We start from the raw sequence: 17,825 nt of genomic DNA on the forward strand, positions 1-17,825 counted from the left end.
ATTCATGCAGGTTCGCCCGAGAAAGTTTATTAAGGGTATGAAGATATTAGTGCCAAGGCGGAGCAATCGGAGGCCAGAGGGGGCTCAGTGGTGAGATTGTACTACGCCGGGCGGTCTACCCGGCGTAGTACAAGGCCGAGCTTTGAGACTCAGCCGGGTTTGCTGAGGCTCAAAGTCATGCCCACCACTCTAGCTTCGCGGTCGCCAGCCCCGATCTGGCCGCAGATTGCGGAGTTTGGCACGGCAAGGAACTCATTGCGTAAGTTTTTCTATATCGTTCAAGAAGAATGGTGGTTCAACCTCAACGAGTTAATTAAGCTTTTCAACCTGCGTCCGAATGTTGCGAATCAAGTGTTTATCGCCCGAGAAGATGAGGTGATCGCCAAGGTGCAGCTGGGTGTCGCCGTGTGGAGCGATGAACTTTTTGTTGCGGTAGATCTGGCTGACGGTGATGTCGTCGATGAATGGCAGGTTCTTGAGTTCAAGACCAGCAAAGCGCGAGTTGCGAATCGTCACTTCGTAAATTCCGGCGACAGTATCGTCCAGAATCTGCAATGTCGACGGTGTTTCGATCAGGCTGCGGAGAAGGGCAATGTTGGCGTCAAGCGCATTGAAGACTTCGACGCCTTCATCCCGCAAGCGATCATAGCGATCGGTGGTAGCATCCTTGGCGGCAAACCGGGCAATGATACGCGGCACTTTTTGGGCGAGCGCCATTTTGGCAAGCGCATAGTTAGTGTCCGCGTCGAAATCTCCGAGTACGATAATGTCACAGTCAAACGCACCAGCCGCTTTCAGCGCGTCTTCCTTATAGTCTGCTAAGGAGATGGCCACTTCGGAATTATAGGTACGGAAGTTTTCGGCCTTATCGGTAAACAGTTGGACGTCATATCGGTCTGAACTCAGATGTTGGGCGATCGGGACGGTCAACAGATTGCCGCCGATAAAAGTGACGCGCGTTTTCTTGAACGTTTCCGGTTCTGGTTTGAAAAGGCGATTGAACAGAATTGGCCCACTGACACAGGCGATGACGGCCGCTAGTGTGAAGGCGCCGGATTGTTGTTCCGTCACAATACCAAGGTTGCGGCCAACGGTTAACGTCGGGATCACCAACGTAATGGTGGCAGTTGATAAGAAAGTGCCGGCTAAAGCATTTGACACCTTGAAACGGCGGCGCAATACCGGGAAGAGGCCAATTTTGGTGATAAAGAAGCCGACTAGAACTAAGGGAATCAATGAGAGGCTTTTAGGATCGGCAATTAAGGCCTTTAAATTCAGATTGGCGCCGGTGACGATGAAGAAAATCGGGATGAAGAACCCGTAGCCAATGGATGTCAGCTTGTCTTGGGTTTCCTGTCGCGGTCCGAGCAGCTTCATCACCATCCCGGCAAGGAAAGCCCCTAAAATGGACTCAGCCCCGACTTGTGAAGCAATTGTGACTAAGGTGAAGACTAAGAAGAAGGCTAGGCGAATGTCTAATTGCGTGGTGCTTTTATCGATCGCTGCAAAAAAGCTGTAGACCCGTTTGAATCGCGCCAACAACACCAAAGCAGCCAGTAACAGTAACAGCAGCAGCCAAAGATTGTTGTCGCTACTGCCATTCACGGCGGAGTATATCGTCAAGCTAATCAAAGGAATCACTTCGCCTAAAGCTGCAATCAACAAAATCGTTTGGCCAAGCGGCTGGTGCAGCAGTTCTTTTTCTTTTAACGCCGCAATGACAACGCCGAGTGCGATCGTTGTAAAAAGGATGGTCGCAAAAATCGGATAGTTAAAGAAATGAATCAATTGCAGCAGGTAGCTAAAGCCAAGGCTGAGCAACACTACCGTTGCAAATCCCACTGCAGCAAGCATGACGGGATTGGCTGGCTGCGGTCCTTTTGTCGTCTTAGGCTGCGGCTTGAACAGAGAAAAATCGATTTCCATCCCGGACAGGAAAATCAGGATGGTGACACCGAGTTCGCTCAACGACTGTACATTGCCGCCGGTGTGCACCCACCCCAAGAGGCTTTTGCCTAATACAATACCAACCAGAATCTCGGCTACCGCAGTCGGGATACTATTAATGTGAAAATGTGCCATGAACAGCGGGGTTACCAGGGCAGCTGTCAGGACAATTAAAAGTGAAATAGATTCCATAATGACCTCCGATCAGCGATAATGGATGAGTCAATCGTAACGAAAAGTATGAATAAATGAAAGGAATGCGTATGATACAAAATCAAAAGCCGCCACGTCAAGGAAAATCTTTCTTCAATCGTAGGGCCGTCATTGTTGGTACTTGCGTCTTAGTCGGTCTACTCATCAGCCTGCCGTTCAAACGCATTTTACTAGGCGTCGCCATCGGCCTGGCAGTAGGGTATGTGCTCGAAGCATGGACGCCGTTGTTGCGCGGAAAGTTAAAATAAAACCTGATATTAGGTGAATGTCGCTTTTGCGGCGCAGGCTCATAAGTGATAAGATGTTATAACGATTATTTGATAACCGTTAAGGAGATGATGGCGTGGTCGAGAATGAGCAGGCTAAAGAGCAGCAACATTTAGATGGCATCATGAAGGAGCTCTCCGGTGCTGAGGTTCGGCTTTCAAACGAGATGGCCAAGACCAAGACTGAAGAGAAAAGCATTAGCGACAACTTCTTCAATGATTTTTCCCTCAACTTCAGTAATGACGCGGAAACCATTGAAACGGCTGCTTCGATCCAACAACAGCAACGCGTGCTTGATGAGCGCACCAATGCATGGAAGCAAAGCGCTCAGCAACTTGCAACTGTCAAACGATTGTTGGGCAATCCGTACTTTGCCCGGATTGATTTTCAGGAAGGCCAGGAAAAGCCGGAAACAATCTACATTGGCCTTGGTTCATTTACCAATGAGGCTGGCAAGTTTCTCATTTATGACTGGCGGGCGCCGATCAGTTCCATCTACTATGATGGCGGTTTGGGCAAGGTCACTTACCAAACGCCGGACGGGCCGCAACAGGTCAATGTCTCTTTGAAACGGCAATTTGTGATTAAAAACGGTCAGATTCAGACCATGTTTGATACCACCGAGACCATCGGCGATCAAATGTTGCTGGAAGTGTTGGGCGAGAAGTCCGACACGCAGATGAAAACCATCGTCACAACTATTCAGCGCGAACAAAACCAGATCATCCGTGACACCAAAGCCGATTTGCTGTTTGTGCAAGGTGCTGCCGGTTCCGGTAAAACCAGCGCCGTTTTGCAGCGGGTCGCGTATCTGCTTTATCGGTACCGCGGCAATCTGACCAGCAGCCAGGTGATTATGTTTAGCCCGAACCAGCTTTTTTCCGACTACATCAGCAACGTGTTGCCGGAATTAGGCGAGCAGAATATGGTTCAGTTCACTTACTACCAGTATGTGACGCGCCGATTGCCGCACATTGACGTCCAAAATCTCTTTTCCCAGTTCGAGCAACAATTGACGCCGGTGCAAAAGAAAATCGCCCGCGTCAAAGGTAGCCTGGATTTCTTCAATGCGGCCAAAACATACGCCACCAGCCTGGAACGTTCCGGCTTGCGTTTCCGGGATATTCGCTTCCGCGGCGAAGTGTTCTTTTCCCGTAAGCGAATTCGCGAGATCTTTTACAGTTACAATGAAAATTATCATATGGGCAATCGCCTGAACGCCACCAAAGAGCGGCTGATCAAAATGCTGAATCGTAAAATCGAATCCGAAACCAAAGCGCAATGGGTTCAAGAAGCGGTACAGAATTTAAGCGACGAAACGATTCGTTCGATGCAACAGGATGGCCCGAAAGAATTTAAAAATAGCGATGATGAATATCGCTTCTTTGCGCGGCGGTTGGTGATGAAGGGCTTTGACGAGATTCAGCAGGATATTGTCCGCAATCGGTTCATCAACATTCGCGGCCAGTACGTCAGCTTTTTGCGAGAAGTACCGGCGATTTATGATTTAGCGGCAGAAGGCATTTCTGAGGATGAATGGCAGGCGGAAGTCGATCATTTCATCGACGTGTTCAAGCAGCGGCAGTTGCCAATGGCTGATGCAACGCCGTACTTGCATCTTTATGACCTGATCACCGGCCGGCATGGCGAACGCGAGATGCGGTATGTGTTTGTCGATGAAATTCAGGATTACACGCCGTATCAGTTGGCTTATCTCAAGGATAGCTTCCCGCGGGCCAAGTTTACGTTGTTAGGCGATCTAAATCAGGCCATTTTCACCAAGGATGACTCGCGAACACTGATCAACGAAACCAGCAAGTTGTTTGATCCGGAGAAGACCCGGGTCGTGCAATTGACGCAAAGTTATCGGTCAACCAAGCAGGTGACGGACTTCACCAAAGCCATTTTGACCTCGGGACAGAAAATCGTGGCCTTTAACCGCCAAGGACCGCTGCCTAAGTTGGTCGTGCGGCCTGATGAAGCGGGACTGATGACGGCGCTCAAGGAACAGCTAAAAGTGAACAATGAAGCCAAGCAGACAACCGCGGTGATCGCCAAAACGCTCGAAGATGCCGAGGCGATTTACGATCAAATGAAAGCGGCGGGGATCAAGGTCACACTCATCAAGTCCGAAAATCAGCGGTTAGCAGCCGGTGTGATTGTGGTACCGAGCTTCCTGGCTAAGGGGCTTGAATTCGATGCGGTGGTTCTTTGGCAAGTTAACGCAGCGAACTACCACGAAGAAGACGAGCGGGAATTACTATACACGGTCGCGTCACGGGCCATGCACCGGCTGACGATGCTTGCCAGCCCGGATGTAACGCCGTTGTTGGATAAGGTTCCGGCAGATCTGTACGAGCGGGGGTAAAGTCGATGGTTAAAATGCGTGACACTTTGGCGGTTTCGAGTTATCGGGTCTTTCCTGGGATGTTAAATGCCCACAAGACACTATTCGGGGGCCAGATTTTTACTTGGATTGACGATGTCAGTTCGATTGCAGCGCAGCGACTCGGCCGTCGCGGGTTGGCGACTGGTTCGCTTGACATGGTGCGGTTGGATGCACCGGTCACTTTAGGGGATGCGCTGGAGATCAAATGTATGGTCAGCGGCGTCGGCCACCGGTCCTTGGAAGTGTTTATTCATTTAATTGGCGAGCATCTGGCGACTGGCGAACGTTTTCAAGTCGGTACGGCTTTTGCAACGTTTGTAGCGCGCCACAAAGAAGACGGCCCGCTGCCAACGCTTGAAGCAGAGTCGGATTTCGAAAAGCGGTTGTTAGCCGGCTATGAGGAGCGGCGTGCGGATTATCGCAAGATTAATGCCAGCTTTGGCGAGGTGCCGTTGGATTAGCGGGAGTAGGTTGGTTATGTGAATACTCGGCCGTGCCAAGCTCCGCTATCTCTCTGAAAACAAATTTCAAATTAAAAATATTAATCGCCTGTCATGAGAGCAATCATCTCAAACAGGCGATTTTGTTTACCTAGGTTTCCCGCCAACTATTGGCAAACCCGTTTTTGCGCGGTAAAGTTAACTTTAAATCAAGCTTGTTGGCGTTGTGCAGGCGAGACTATTTTGAAAGAAGGACGATTATTTTGGCAAAACGTTATGTCGGCTCGTGTACCACGGTGTTAGTAGGTAAAAAGGCTTCGATTGACGGCTCGACGATCATTGCGCGTAACGAAGACGGCGAATCACCGTTGCATCCGCAAAAGTTTGTCTATGTTAAACCTGAAGATCAGCCGCGTCAGTATCATTCTGTGCTCAGTAAATTTTCGATTGACCTGCCTGCTGATCCGTTGGGCTACACATCCACGCCGGAAGCCGAAGACGGCCATGGTATTTGGGCTGCGGCCGGGATTAATAGCGACAATGTGGCGATGACGTCAACTGAGACGATCACGACCAACAGCCGGATTTTAGGCGTTGATCCGCTGGTGCCGGCCGGAATTGGCGAAGAAGATATGCCGACAATCGTGTTGCCTTACATTCATAGCGCACGTGAAGGCGTTCAGCGGTTGGGGAGTCTCCTTCAACAATATGGCACTTATGAAAGCAACGGTATTGCGTTTGCTGACAAGGATGAAGTCTGGTACTTCGAAAGCATCGGCGGCCATCACTGGGCAGCGATTCGAATTCCGGACGATGCTTACGTGATCGCCCCGAACCGGTTCAACATCACCGATTTTGATTTTACCAGCGATGACACGATGAGCAGCGCGGATTTACGTGACTTGATCGAGACATATCACCTTAATCCGGATGCAGACGGCTATAATCTGCGGCACATTTTCGGCTCAGCCACCATCAAGGACACCCGCTACAACAACCCGCGGGCATGGTACGGCCAAAAATACTTCAATCCGGAATTCGACACCACCCCGATTGATCAGGACCTACCTTTCATTTGCCGCACCTCCAAAAAGATCAGCATCGAGGATGTGAAGTTTGTCGAAAGCTCACATTACGAAAACACGCCGTACGATGTTTACGGCACGACTGGTACGCCGGCGCAGAAAAAGCTGTATCGGCCAATCGGTATTAACCGCAATCAGGAACTCCACATTTTGCAAATTCGCAATGATGTGCCAGCTGCAGTCGCCGGTATTCACTGGCTGGCATTCGGCCCCAATACCTTCAATGCCGTTGTGCCGTTTTATGCCAACGTGAATGACACACCGGCTGCTTATCGCGACACCGGCGATCACTTTGATGTTTCCAAAATGTACTGGCTGAGCAACCTGCTCGCAACGTTCGGCGATTACGACTTCTCCTTGTTCAAGGATCAGGAAGACGTCTTTGAACAAAAGACTGTTGCGGCTTGCCGCCATCTGCAACTGCAAACCGACAAGGCGGTTCAGGATGCCAAGAATATCCGCGAACATCTGACCGCAGCAAACGAGCAAATGGCTGACTTGGCAATGGCTAACAGCAACGAGCTGCTGGGACAAATGGTCGCAGCTGCGGCGCCGAAGATGAAGTTGCAGTTTACCTTGCATGATTAATGATTGGCAGCAAAAAAGCGCTCGGGTTCGGGCGCTTTTTGTTTGGCCTTAGACTTAAATGAATTGCTACGGGTTGTGGCCCGCAAAAGCATGAAGCATGGTCGTCAAGTCGGTTACTGCTGGCGGGTACGCTTGCGATAGGCACGAAACAAGAGCGTTGCACGGATCAAGGCGCTCGGCATTAAGGCAATCATCAGAATGCCCATCAAAACCAACATGCTATATTTGACCCGGAATTTGGCTGCAATGAGCATCCAAAGCCCGAATCCGGTAGCCCCGATGCAAACGATTGCCAGTGATAAATACCATACCCAGTACCGAATCGGGCGCGGGTGGTGCTTGAAGCTGGGAAAAAGAAAGAACATAAATAAAATGGAAGCGACAAAGCTAATGATTTGACGCATCGCTCAGTGTCTCCTTAATGTTAAACATTCAGCCAGTCAAAGTTCCTGATAAGGCTTTTCTGCTTCGACTTTAGCATCTCGCTGACGACGGATTGTGCGTCGGTAGGCGATAAAATCGACAACTGCCCGGCCAGCCGGGAAACCGCCGGATGCTAAGAACAACAATCCGGCAAAGAGTACGAACGAATCAAACGAATCCATCCGCAATTGCAGCAAGAGCCAAATACCCACACCTGCGAGGGCAAATCCGACTGCAAGTGTTAGCAAAAGACGAAACCAGTTAAACTCAGGTGATGATTCTAGATCGAATTCAGGCTTGAAAATCGGTCCGATAAAGATTTCGAGTAACAGTTCCAGAATAATGGAAAGAAATTCAAACATAGCAACCCTCCGATGGTAGTGAGCGTGAGCCGGTGCGTTCAGAATCCGGGGAGTCCATGGTGGCACGCAACATGAACTAATTGCTTTAATTGTGGGCAACCTTTTCCCAGCTGTCAAGCAAAACCGATTGGCCGAAATAACCGGTCGTTTCTATGCTAAAATAAAACCATTAAACGCAAGGACACGGTAAGTTATGCAATCCGAAATGAATTTCTATAAGTTTGATCGGGCAGAATGGTCCCAGTTTCACTCGCAAAATTTTACCAGCGTGACCGATGCCGAGCTGGCGCAGTTACGTTCATTGAACGATGAGATCAGTCTTGATGATGTCAAAACCATTTATTCACCATTGCGCCACCTGATTCATATTCGCTATGAGGATTACCAAGGCGATATGTTTACCTTGAGCCGATTTTTGGGGATGCAGCGCAACCCGCACACGCCGTTTATCATCGGCATCGCCGGTTCGGTGGCGGTCGGAAAAAGCACGACTGCCCGCTTGCTACAGTTGTTACTGAGCCGGGCGTATCCAGACAAGCGCGTCCAGCAAATCACCACGGATGGTTTCCTCTATCCCAATGCCGAACTAGAACGCCGCGGCATTCTGGATCGAAAAGGGTTCCCCGAAAGCTATGATATGCAGTTGCTGATTCACTTTATGAACAACGTCAAAAATGCTAGCGGCGTGGTACGCGCCCCGAAGTACAGTCATCAGATTTACGATATTGTTCCTGACGAGTACGAGGTTATCGACCGGCCGGATATTCTCATTGTGGAAGGTATCAATGTCCTGCAGCTGCCAAGCAAGCAACCGATTTATGTCAGTGATTACTTTGACTTTTCCATCTATGTCGACGCCGATCCAACCTTGATTGAACAGTGGTATCTGGAGCGATTCGGCATCTTGCTGGACACGGCCTTCACGGATCCGAGCAACTACTACTATCAATATGCCATCGGGAATCGCAAGGACGCTTTTGACATGGCGCGGAAAGTCTGGCGAGATGTCAACCTTAAAAATCTGAAGGAATACATTTTGCCTACCAAGAATCGGGCGGACGTCATTTTGCATAAAACGACTGGACACAAAATCGATCAAGTCGCATTACGAAAATGGTAACGGTGGGCGCATGCCTTTTTTCAAAAATCGGGAACAACTTGCCAGACAATCTGGCACTAACTCGGTCAATCACGCGGTGGCTTCGCAATTTCTTAGATGAGAGGCTTCTCACTCACGATTGACCAGCTTATGAAAACTCTGTAAAATTAGTGCATTCAAACAAGGGAGTGTGGCGGACTGTGGCAAATGACCAGAACAAGGATTACGACAAGATCATCGTCCTCGATTATGGCAGTCAATATAATCAGTTAATCACCCGGCGAATCCGGGAATTTGGTATCTACTCTGAATTAAAGCCTCATACCATCACGGCGGCAGAAGTCAAAGAAATTGCGCCAAAGGGGATTATCTTCTCAGGCGGCCCGAACAGTGTGTATGACAAAGGCGCGCTTGGCGTTGACGAAGATATCTTCAAACTCGGCATTCCGATTCTGGGTGTCTGTTATGGCATGCAGCTGATGGCTCAGCGGCTCGGCGGGGACGTTGAACCGGCCGATAACCGCGAATACGGCAAAGCCGACATTGAAGTGACCGATGACAGCGCCAAGTTATTCCATGGCCTGCCAAAAGATCAAACTGTCTGGATGAGCCACGGCGACTTGGTAACCCGTGTGCCAGATGGTTTCCGCAGCACGGCCACCAGCGTTAATTGCCCGATCAGCGCTATGGATGACGACGACCGTAAATTCTACGGCATCCAATTCCACGCCGAAGTGCAAAACACCCAGTACGGGCACGAGATTCTGCATCATTTTGCCTTCGACGTCTGCCACGCCGAAGCTAATTGGAGCATGGACGATTTCATCACCAAGCAAATCGCCAAAATCCGGTCCGAAGTCGGCGACAAACGCGTTCTGCTCGGACTCTCTGGCGGGGTTGACTCTTCGGTTGTCGGCGTTCTGCTGCACAAAGCAATCGGCAAGCAATTGACCAGCATCTTCGTGGATCACGGCCTGCTTCGTAAAGGTGAAGCCGAACAGGTCATGGACAGCCTCAAAGGCAAGTTTGGCCTCAACATCATCAAGGTTGACGCCAAAGATCGTTTTCTCAATGATCTAAAAGGCGTCACCGATCCCGAAAAGAAACGCAAAATCATCGGCCGCGACTTTATCGAAGTCTTCAATGAAGAAGCCGCCAAACTCAACGGCATCGAATTCCTCGCCCAAGGCACGCTCTACACCGACGTCGTGGAATCCGGCACCGACACCGCCCAAACGATCAAGTCCCATCACAATGTCGGCGGCCTACCAAAAGACCTCAAGTTCAAACTCATCGAACCGCTCAACAAACTCTTCAAAGATGAAGTCCGCGAACTCGGCGAAAAGCTTGGCATGCCACACGCATTAGTATGGCGCCAACCATTCCCAGGCCCAGGCCTCGGCATCCGCGTCATCGGCGAGGTTACCGAAGACAAGCTGGAAATTGTCCGCGATTCCGATTATATTTTGCGGGAAGAAATTGCTAAGCATGGTTTGGATAAGGATATTTGGCAATACTTTACGGTGTTGCCGGGAATCCGGTCTGTTGGTGTCATGGGCGACGGCCGAACCTACGACTACACCATCGGCATCCGCGCCATCACCTCCATCGACGGCATGACTGCCGACTTCGCCCGAATCGATTGGGATGTGTTACAGGAGATCTCAAGCCGGATTGTTAATGAGGTGAAGCACGTTAATCGGGTTGTGTATGATATTACGTCTAAGCCGCCGGCAACGATTGAGTGGGAATGACCGGTGCAAAATTTCAATGAACTTGGCTGAAGCTCAATGATGAAAATTGTTGGTGCTTCAGCTTTTTCTTTGTCTGAAATTCATTTTGATTTATCTGAATTTATTGAGTTACCGGTACAATCACCGGTACATTTTTGAAAAGCTAGTTTGTACCGGTAGATTTGTTGGAAGTGTTTGTATTCAAGGTTATCTACCACTTCAATACATTAAGACTAAAGAAGGGAAGAGGCAGAGTAAACGGGGAATATACAAACTGTCTTGAATTATTGCAGCACAAAGCTTCTTAGGTTATAATTCAATTATCATTCCAAATTAAGAGGTCGATGACTCGGTTGGGTGACAGGTTAATACCACATGATTTGACACCTCGTCAATACCGCCGTTGCCAAGAACTTAGCTAAGTTCTCGCCAACTGGTGAGCAGGCCATGTCTGCCACATTCGCGATGAAGCGAACAAGAAGCATGGTGATAGTTGTTGTCTTATCTTGATTATCCATTTTTCACGCGAATCACGCCGTTTGTAAGCATCGAATTGCATTCTTGGCGGTTCTTACATTTTGTGAGAGCAACTTACAGGCACCCCATTGTCACAGGTAGCGTGACGCCTGGGGGTGTCCTGTTTTGTTTTAGGCTCAAAAATGGAGGAGAAATTGTTGAAAGTATCTTTAAAGAAGCGGATTCTCATTCAGGTTGGAGATTTTAAGGTGCCAGTTGTTAAGTCTGATAAAAGCTATCCACACTTTGACACAGCCCTACTCAGCACAAAGAAACAGGCTGCAAAGATGAAGCAAATACTTGAGTCTCCGGACTTGGTTGTACATCACCAATTTTTGCCCGTGGTACTAAGAAAAAAAGCCTTTTTAAGAATGTACTTCGATAATAATGAGAAACGCTTAAAGATGGGCAAAAAAATTCGGCCTATTGTTGAAGTCGCTCATTCAGACTCACTAATTTTTTCATTATACGCAGCTATGCTTAATACGCATTATGAACAGCGAGTTTCAGACCTGAAAATTAAAGCGGTTGCAACAGCCTATCGTCGCGGTAGAGGCTCAAATATTGAATCAAGTAAAGAAGTTATTGATCATATTTTTTTATCCAATCACTGCTGGATTATTAAAAGTGATTTTGTCCATTTCTTTGATAATCTCAACCATCGAATGATTAAACAGCGTGTTTTCGACCTAGTTGGCGGTTCGAACGGAGAATTGTTGGCGGATTGGTATGTTGTTCTGCGAGCATTGACTAAATACAGGGATATTTCAGCTGATGATATTCCGAATGACATGCTGTTATATGCTAAGAAACACAGTAGGTATGTTGAACGAATTCGAGATCTTGATGAAGCCATAAAATCAGGGAAAATAAAAGTATCTAAAAAACACGAAGTCGGTATTCCTCAGGGAACATCGATGAGCGCTGCTTTGGCAAATGCGTATATGTTGCCTTTTGATTATGCGATGAATACGTTAGCGCAATCATATGGAGGAATGTATCGACGATATTCTGATGATTTTGTTCTCTTAATACCAAAGCAAATTTCTCGGAAGTCTATACAAAAAGTTGCTGAAGATATTGATGTCTTGGCACAGAGACTTGCAAAGCTACAATTAGAGAAGAGCAAAACTAAAATTTTATTGTATACAAAAGCTGATCATGTAGTGGCAAAGATTGGTGAGGATTGTCATTTATCTAACTCAATATTTGATTATTTGGGTTTTGTGTTTGATGGGCGTCAGGTTACGTTACGTTCTAAAGGACTTTTTAAGTTCTCCCATAAATCTCGACATTCTGTTAGACAAGTAGCATTTCAAAAAAAAGAATTAGCGAAAGGCAAAACTGTGATTTATATTCCTTATCAAAAGGCTTACCATCGATTAACTGGACAATATTTAAATATGTCGGAGGAAGCTCAGACTTTTAGGGGCTATGCATCGAAAGCTGATAGGATATATCATAAAGACAATCCCGGATATGCGGTTAAGATTGATATGCAAGCAGTTAAAATTGTGGCAAAATGCCAGAAATATTTGAATGAAAGACGTAAGAGATATGGATTTCGTTAATTGAGGGAGTCAGCGACATTGGTCTTGGATCACTTATTTGGGAGTGTTGGTGATGTGCTTACCCCCCCAGCTAGCTGAAGTACAGAGCAATAGACAAGTAGCGATTAGTTGCAACTATCGTTAGGACTTATTTGGAGTTAACTCCAAAAATAATGATAGTCAATATACGGAAGATCTAAATGCGTCATTGGATAGTGTGCTTTTGGATGAAGAACCTGACCAGTTGCTGCATGCACTCAGTGTAAAGGCAAATATAATGATAATTCCAATACCGATAATTTTCTCATTATATGATTTCCTCCAAATGACAGTCGTATTTTGGACAATATTTCAGTTCTTAGCGTTACTAATGCAAGCTGCAAAATGACTATCTTATTGCTCCTTGTTGAGACACATTTTTGTGACTGATGGAACGCTTTTTTAAACACACGTCATCTGGTCCATTTCTATCAAGATATAATATATCACTAGATTCCTTTCGTGTGCTCGATTATTCCCGTAACGTGGCATTAAAGCTTCTTCTACGGGAGGAATCGTTCAGTGTTGATGAATATTGGTGAAATTGTGCTGGATAGACGCCAAATAAAGGGAATGACAATCGAACAGTTAGCAGAGAAAGCTGACGTTTCAGTATCACTAATTTCCCGATTAGAGCGCGAACGTGTTGATAACATCAAATTGGCTAACTTGGCGGCAATTGCTAATGCTTTGCAGCTTCAAATGGCGGATTTTTTCAGGGATCCACGTTTGCAGACACCTAAAGTTGTGGAACTACTCGATTACTTGGCAAATCAACCTGAACAAAAGCGAGAAGATGCCGCAGCGCTCATGTTACGTTTAATGAAACTATAGGTTATAGTCCGCTACAATTTGATGGGCAAGTGCCTTAGTACCCATGGATTTGTGTAGGTGATACAAGTCAGCGAGGTTGATAGACTTATCTGGTAGCTCGAGTGTCAGCAATTTAAAGCAGTGGTAATCAATGCCATATTTTGCGCTGATGAATATCTCGAATTTTAGGTTTTGTAAATCAAGTAATGTCTTTTCCAAATTCATTGCGATCCCTCCAAAAACTAAAAATAACCCCAACATTTGGCTGTTGGGGTTATTTTAGACCGCGAAAAAAATGAGATAAAGTCTTGTTAAGGGGTGGAATTTGTTCTTATTGCTTAATACGACTTGTCTTGTGTAGAACAAATTTTAAACGTGCTGTCAAGTTGAGTCAAGATTTTCTGGAATTATTTCTAGCTAATTCAATTTTTGTACGTTTGTAGGGGATATCATTCTTCAGTCTTTTTGTACGGATTGTTATTAGTTTCCGCGCGTAATACCGACAGCTTGCTTTTACTTCTGGAAATGCGGGTGGCAGCTGTCAAAAGGAACGGGATTTTAACAGTGACACTTTCAGAAGGTTTTGCAGGATGTATTGCAAAAAGTAATGCATGATGTAAAATCAAAGGGCAAGATGGTATAACGGTTGTCATTGATTGACTTCATTGGTGTATATGCTATTGATAACGCATTCAATGAGGCCGATAGAAAAATAGGAAGAACAGCATTTACGCATATAATGACCTTAATAACTTTCTGCGGTTGCCTAAAGGAGATACGCTGTTTTTCTTTTTGTTTTTTTGAATTTTAACCTTTAATGGGGGCACCGTTATATTATTCTTGCAAGAAATCTGTGGGGTGTAAGCACAAAAAATCATGCGTTGTACATGGGGATGTGGCTGCAATGCAAAAAGGAGGGCACAAAATAATCTCGTGAAGGGCGCATTGTACACAGGTGTGGCAATGGCTACATTATTTTCAACTCAGTTGGGTAACCAGCAGGTAGTGAAGGCAAGTACACAGGATTCAGGCACACAGACAAAGACAACTGCTCAGCCGCTAACAGTATCGGTTCAAAAAACTGGTGACAACAATACGCCACCAAAGAACGAGCAAGAATATAATAAGAACGTTGCGCTAGCGCAGGATCAGCTGAAACAGGCCAATCAAGATGCAAAGGCCAAACAAGAGCAGGTTGACAAGGCGAAAAACGATCTTGCAACCAAACAGTCTGAAATTGAGCAGGCCCAAAAGGATACTGAGGCAGCTAAGCAGGCAACAGATGCAGCTGACCAAGCTACCAAAGACGCTCAAGCTAAGATTGATGAAACCCAGAAAAAGAGTGACGCGTTACCAGCAACACAAGAAGACGCTCAGGAACAAGCTGATAAAGCAAAAGACGAATTGACTACCAGCGCGCAGAAAGTAAAAGGACAACAAAGTCAGTTCAACGCGGCACAAGATCAGGCAAATGACGCAGACAAACAGCAGCAAACGGCACAGTCAGCTGTTGATGCGGCTAATAATAGGGTGAACAATGACGAGCAAGCTGCAAATGCAGCAAATGATGCGGCAGATAAAGCACAACAAGCTGTTAATAATCATCAGGTGACCGAGGATGCCCAGGCTAAAGCTGTGGCAGCTGCAAAAGACAACCTAGCGCAAAATACCGCTGATCAAGCCGAACTTAATCAAAAGATTGCCGACGCAGAAAAAGAAAAAACTGCGGCGGAAGCACCGCAAGCAGTTGTCGATTTTTCACAGGATTATTCTAACTTCTTGTTGGATTCTAAGTTCACGGGCGAGCAACATATCGTTCAGCCAATGCCAGAAAATCAGAAGTATGTGCCAAACATGGATAATGTACGCACTTATTTCACGCAGTATCTTAACCAGCTGCGCGCCTTGAATGGGCAACCACCGCTTCAACTGTCAGACTCACTAACTGCAGTGGCTCAAAAGTATGCGGATATGCAAACTCCAGGCAGAGTTCAACATTTCGACTCGCCATACAACGAGAATGTCGCTCAGGTAGGAAATGTTCTTTCCGATAAAGAGTTTGCCTATTATTTGGTGACTGCCTGGTACGACGAAACCGATAATCTGTATCCTAAAGGTTCGGCTCTACATTATGGTCATCGCGCAAATCTGCTATATACTGCTGGTAGTTTCGGAATTGCCTATAATCCAAAAGCATATGCAGCCACTTTTGAAGTTAATGGAGTTGGCATGACATCAGAGCAGAATAAGTTATTTAACAATTTGTTCTATACCAAGGGAGATTCAGACACCCAAGCCCTGCCAAACTTCATCTTTGACTATACTGTTGAGAAACCGGCAGACCATGCTAAAGCTGCTGCGCTTGGCGTTCAAATTAGCCAAATGAATGCTCAGTTAGATACTCTGGTTAAAGCTGGCAAAGTATTGGAAAATAACGTCCAAACTGAACAGGCGGCTTTGAATGCCTTGCATGATGCAGATGCTAAGCTTAACCAAGCATTGAACGATGCAACGGCTGCAAAGACTAAGGCTGATGCTCAGTTGGAAGCTAGCCGTCAGGACCTTACTAACGCGCAAGCATCCTTGGCAAGTAGCACAGGAGCAGTAACAAAAGCCCATGCACAGTTAGATAGTGCGAAGGCTGATCTGCTGAAAGCACAGCAAGATACTGACGCTGCTAAAACACGTGCTGACGAGGCCGCTAAGATCGTTCAATCACTCAGCAGTATGAAAGCGGCATTGGCAAAGGAACTGGCTACTGCTAAAGACGAACTGCGTGCAGCCCAGTTGGATAGTGCTGACAAGCAGCAAGCTCTAGTTGCCGCGCAAAACAAGCTTGCCCCCTTGGAAGCGGGATTACCTGCTCTCAAGACAAATCTCAGCAGAGCCCAAGCAGAATTCGCAACAGCTCTGTTGGCTGTTCATGATGCAGAAGCCAATCTGGAACAAGTCAAAGCCAACAAGTCTGATGACATGATTCAGGCTGAAAAGGAAGCTCAGGAAAAAGCGGAACAGCAGAAGGAACGAGAGGAACAGCGGAAACAAGAAGAAAAGAAGAAACAAGAGGAGCAACGGCGCAAGGAAGCTGAGGAGAAAGCCAAAGGTCAGCAAAACAAGACAGATAAAGAAGCTGACCAAGGAACAACAAAGCCGCAACCACTTGATGTCAAAACGAAGACTGATGAGGGGCAACATCTTAAACCGCTCGCGGCGAAACCGGCAACATCTGTCACGGCCGAGAAGTCATATCCACAAACTGGTGATGATAACTCATTGGTAAGCATGATTGTTGGGTTAATCGTTACCTTGTTCTCAATGATGGCGCTTTTGTTTAAATCCAAGAAAGCTTAATGAAGTGACACAAAAAGAGGATCGCAGCGGATCCTCTTTTTCGTTCTTTAAGACGGTTTTTACAAGTATTTATTTGATTTAAGAAAAAGGAATACGAATTTAAGAAAGTGGAGCGTAAGTTCTTAGAGAGGCCGCTGAAAAATTCAATAAAGGCAGGCATCATATCAGTCAAGAAAGGCTGAGAGAATGCCGCAATCATCGACTGACGGAGATGTGCGGTATAATTTAACTAGGTTGAAGAAAATTTTTGGGGAGGTGCACCAATGTTCCGGGACAAATTTCAAATCACGCCAGACCAAAATAGACGTTTTGCCAGAGCCAACTTTGTTAAGCTTGTGCACACCGACGCTCGGTTTGAAGGCGTCAACACAACGCTGCCTCAAACGCAGACAATCATGGATGGACTGGGCGTCAACGGTGTGCCAATTGATGACATCAACGTGATTGTGCAACTCAAACGGGGTTGGCAATATATCACCACGGACGATCACCCCCTCACGTTTGAGATGGAACGCCATATCAACAAAATCGTCGCGTTACATGACTCACTGGATCCCGGTCATTTTCGCACGGGTAATAGCACGATCCAAATCAGTAGCAAAGAAGACTTTGTGCCACCGGATGTTGACGTTGTCGCTGAAGAAAAGTGGTTGGCGGACTTGCTCAATGATGCCGCCATGAGTGACACTGAGCGGGCGTTAAGACTGCTTTATCACAACATGCGTGGGCAACTTTTCTGGGATGGAAACAAGCGCACCGCTATGCTAACGGCTAATAAGTTGATGATTGACCATGGCGTAGGACTAATCAACGTACCGCTTGATAAGTGGCCGGACTGGAATAATCTCATCAGCCAATATTATCGCAGCGGGGACATGGCCGAAATATTGGCCTGGACTTATACGAATGGCATCCAAGGTGTCAACCTTTAGAATCTCCGACTTGCCTTGGTATTAAGACTGCGGTACCAAAAAGCCCTCTCCCAACAATCAGGAGAGGGCTTTTCTTTA

14 protein-coding genes are annotated in these 17,825 nt (G+C 46.8%); 10 read left to right on the forward strand and 4 right to left on the reverse strand.

Annotated features, from left to right (window positions below; genetic code table 11):
* Window positions 1–309: 309 nt before the first annotated feature.
* Window positions 310–2,139 (reverse strand): monovalent cation:proton antiporter family protein, encoded by a 1,830-nt coding sequence (locus LACZS1_RS05945; protein WP_010491464.1) that lies wholly within the window; start codon window positions 2,137–2,139, stop codon window positions 310–312.
* 71 nt (window positions 2,140–2,210) lie between these two features.
* On the opposite strand from LACZS1_RS05945, the gene LACZS1_RS05950 reads away from it, so the two are divergent.
* From LACZS1_RS05950 to LACZS1_RS05965, 4 genes are all read left to right on the forward strand, one after another.
* Window positions 2,211–2,408, forward strand: coding sequence for a hypothetical protein (locus LACZS1_RS05950; protein ID WP_047105674.1), 198 nt, complete (start codon window positions 2,211–2,213; stop codon window positions 2,406–2,408).
* Window positions 2,409–2,503: 95 nt separating this feature from the next.
* On the forward strand, window positions 2,504–4,795 hold the full coding sequence (helD, locus tag LACZS1_RS05955) for an RNA polymerase recycling motor HelD (RefSeq protein ID WP_070650135.1): 2,292 nt from the start codon (window positions 2,504–2,506) through the stop codon (window positions 4,793–4,795).
* 5 nt (window positions 4,796–4,800) lie between these two features.
* Complete coding sequence (locus LACZS1_RS05960) at window positions 4,801–5,277, forward strand: acyl-CoA thioesterase (protein WP_070650134.1); 477 nt, start codon at window positions 4,801–4,803, stop codon at window positions 5,275–5,277.
* Window positions 5,278–5,519: 242 nt separating this feature from the next.
* A complete protein-coding gene (locus LACZS1_RS05965; protein WP_070650133.1) occupies window positions 5,520–6,929 on the forward strand; it encodes a C69 family dipeptidase in 1,410 nt (469 codons plus the stop codon).
* A gap of 113 nt (window positions 6,930–7,042) precedes the next feature.
* Here LACZS1_RS05965 and LACZS1_RS05970 read toward each other — a convergent pair whose 3' ends face one another.
* On the reverse strand, window positions 7,043–7,333 hold the full coding sequence (locus LACZS1_RS05970) for a hypothetical protein (RefSeq protein ID WP_070650132.1): 291 nt from the start codon (window positions 7,331–7,333) through the stop codon (window positions 7,043–7,045).
* A 36-nt stretch (window positions 7,334–7,369) separates the two neighbouring features.
* Complete coding sequence (locus LACZS1_RS05975; protein ID WP_070650131.1) at window positions 7,370–7,714, reverse strand: hypothetical protein; 345 nt, start codon at window positions 7,712–7,714, stop codon at window positions 7,370–7,372.
* Between the two features lie 193 nt (window positions 7,715–7,907).
* Between LACZS1_RS05975 and coaA the strand changes: the two genes are divergently transcribed.
* From coaA to LACZS1_RS05995, 4 genes are all read left to right on the forward strand, one after another.
* Window positions 7,908–8,834, forward strand: a complete 927-nt coding sequence (gene coaA / locus LACZS1_RS05980; RefSeq protein ID WP_070650130.1) for a type I pantothenate kinase — start codon at window positions 7,908–7,910, stop codon at window positions 8,832–8,834.
* A gap of 179 nt (window positions 8,835–9,013) precedes the next feature.
* Window positions 9,014–10,567 carry a glutamine-hydrolyzing GMP synthase gene (guaA, locus tag LACZS1_RS05985; protein ID WP_070650129.1) on the forward strand — a complete coding sequence of 518 codons (1,554 nt, stop codon included), beginning with the start codon at window positions 9,014–9,016 and terminating at the stop codon, window positions 10,565–10,567.
* 653 nt (window positions 10,568–11,220) lie between these two features.
* Complete coding sequence (locus LACZS1_RS05990) at window positions 11,221–12,633, forward strand: reverse transcriptase/maturase family protein (RefSeq protein WP_231956450.1); 1,413 nt, start codon at window positions 11,221–11,223, stop codon at window positions 12,631–12,633.
* 540 nt (window positions 12,634–13,173) lie between these two features.
* Complete coding sequence (locus LACZS1_RS05995; protein ID WP_070650126.1) at window positions 13,174–13,485, forward strand: helix-turn-helix domain-containing protein; 312 nt, start codon at window positions 13,174–13,176, stop codon at window positions 13,483–13,485.
* Here LACZS1_RS05995 and LACZS1_RS06000 read toward each other — a convergent pair.
* Window positions 13,480–13,689 carry a hypothetical protein gene (locus LACZS1_RS06000; RefSeq protein ID WP_070650125.1) on the reverse strand — a complete coding sequence of 70 codons (210 nt, stop codon included), beginning with the start codon at window positions 13,687–13,689 and terminating at the stop codon, window positions 13,480–13,482. The genes LACZS1_RS05995 and LACZS1_RS06000 overlap by 6 nt on opposite strands.
* A 738-nt stretch (window positions 13,690–14,427) precedes the next feature.
* On the opposite strand from LACZS1_RS06000, the gene LACZS1_RS06005 reads away from it, so the two are divergent.
* Both LACZS1_RS06005 and LACZS1_RS06010 read left to right on the forward strand, forming a co-directional pair.
* Window positions 14,428–16,815, forward strand: coding sequence for a CAP domain-containing protein (locus tag LACZS1_RS06005; protein WP_274784914.1), 2,388 nt, complete (start codon window positions 14,428–14,430; stop codon window positions 16,813–16,815).
* Between the two features lie 263 nt (window positions 16,816–17,078).
* Window positions 17,079–17,747 (forward strand): Fic family protein, encoded by a 669-nt coding sequence (locus LACZS1_RS06010; RefSeq protein ID WP_070650123.1) that lies wholly within the window; start codon window positions 17,079–17,081, stop codon window positions 17,745–17,747.
* Window positions 17,748–17,825 lie beyond the last annotated feature (78 nt).

Source organism: Lacticaseibacillus zeae subsp. silagei (assembly GCF_030770335.1).
GTDB lineage: Bacteria > Bacillota > Bacilli > Lactobacillales > Lactobacillaceae > Lacticaseibacillus > Lacticaseibacillus zeae.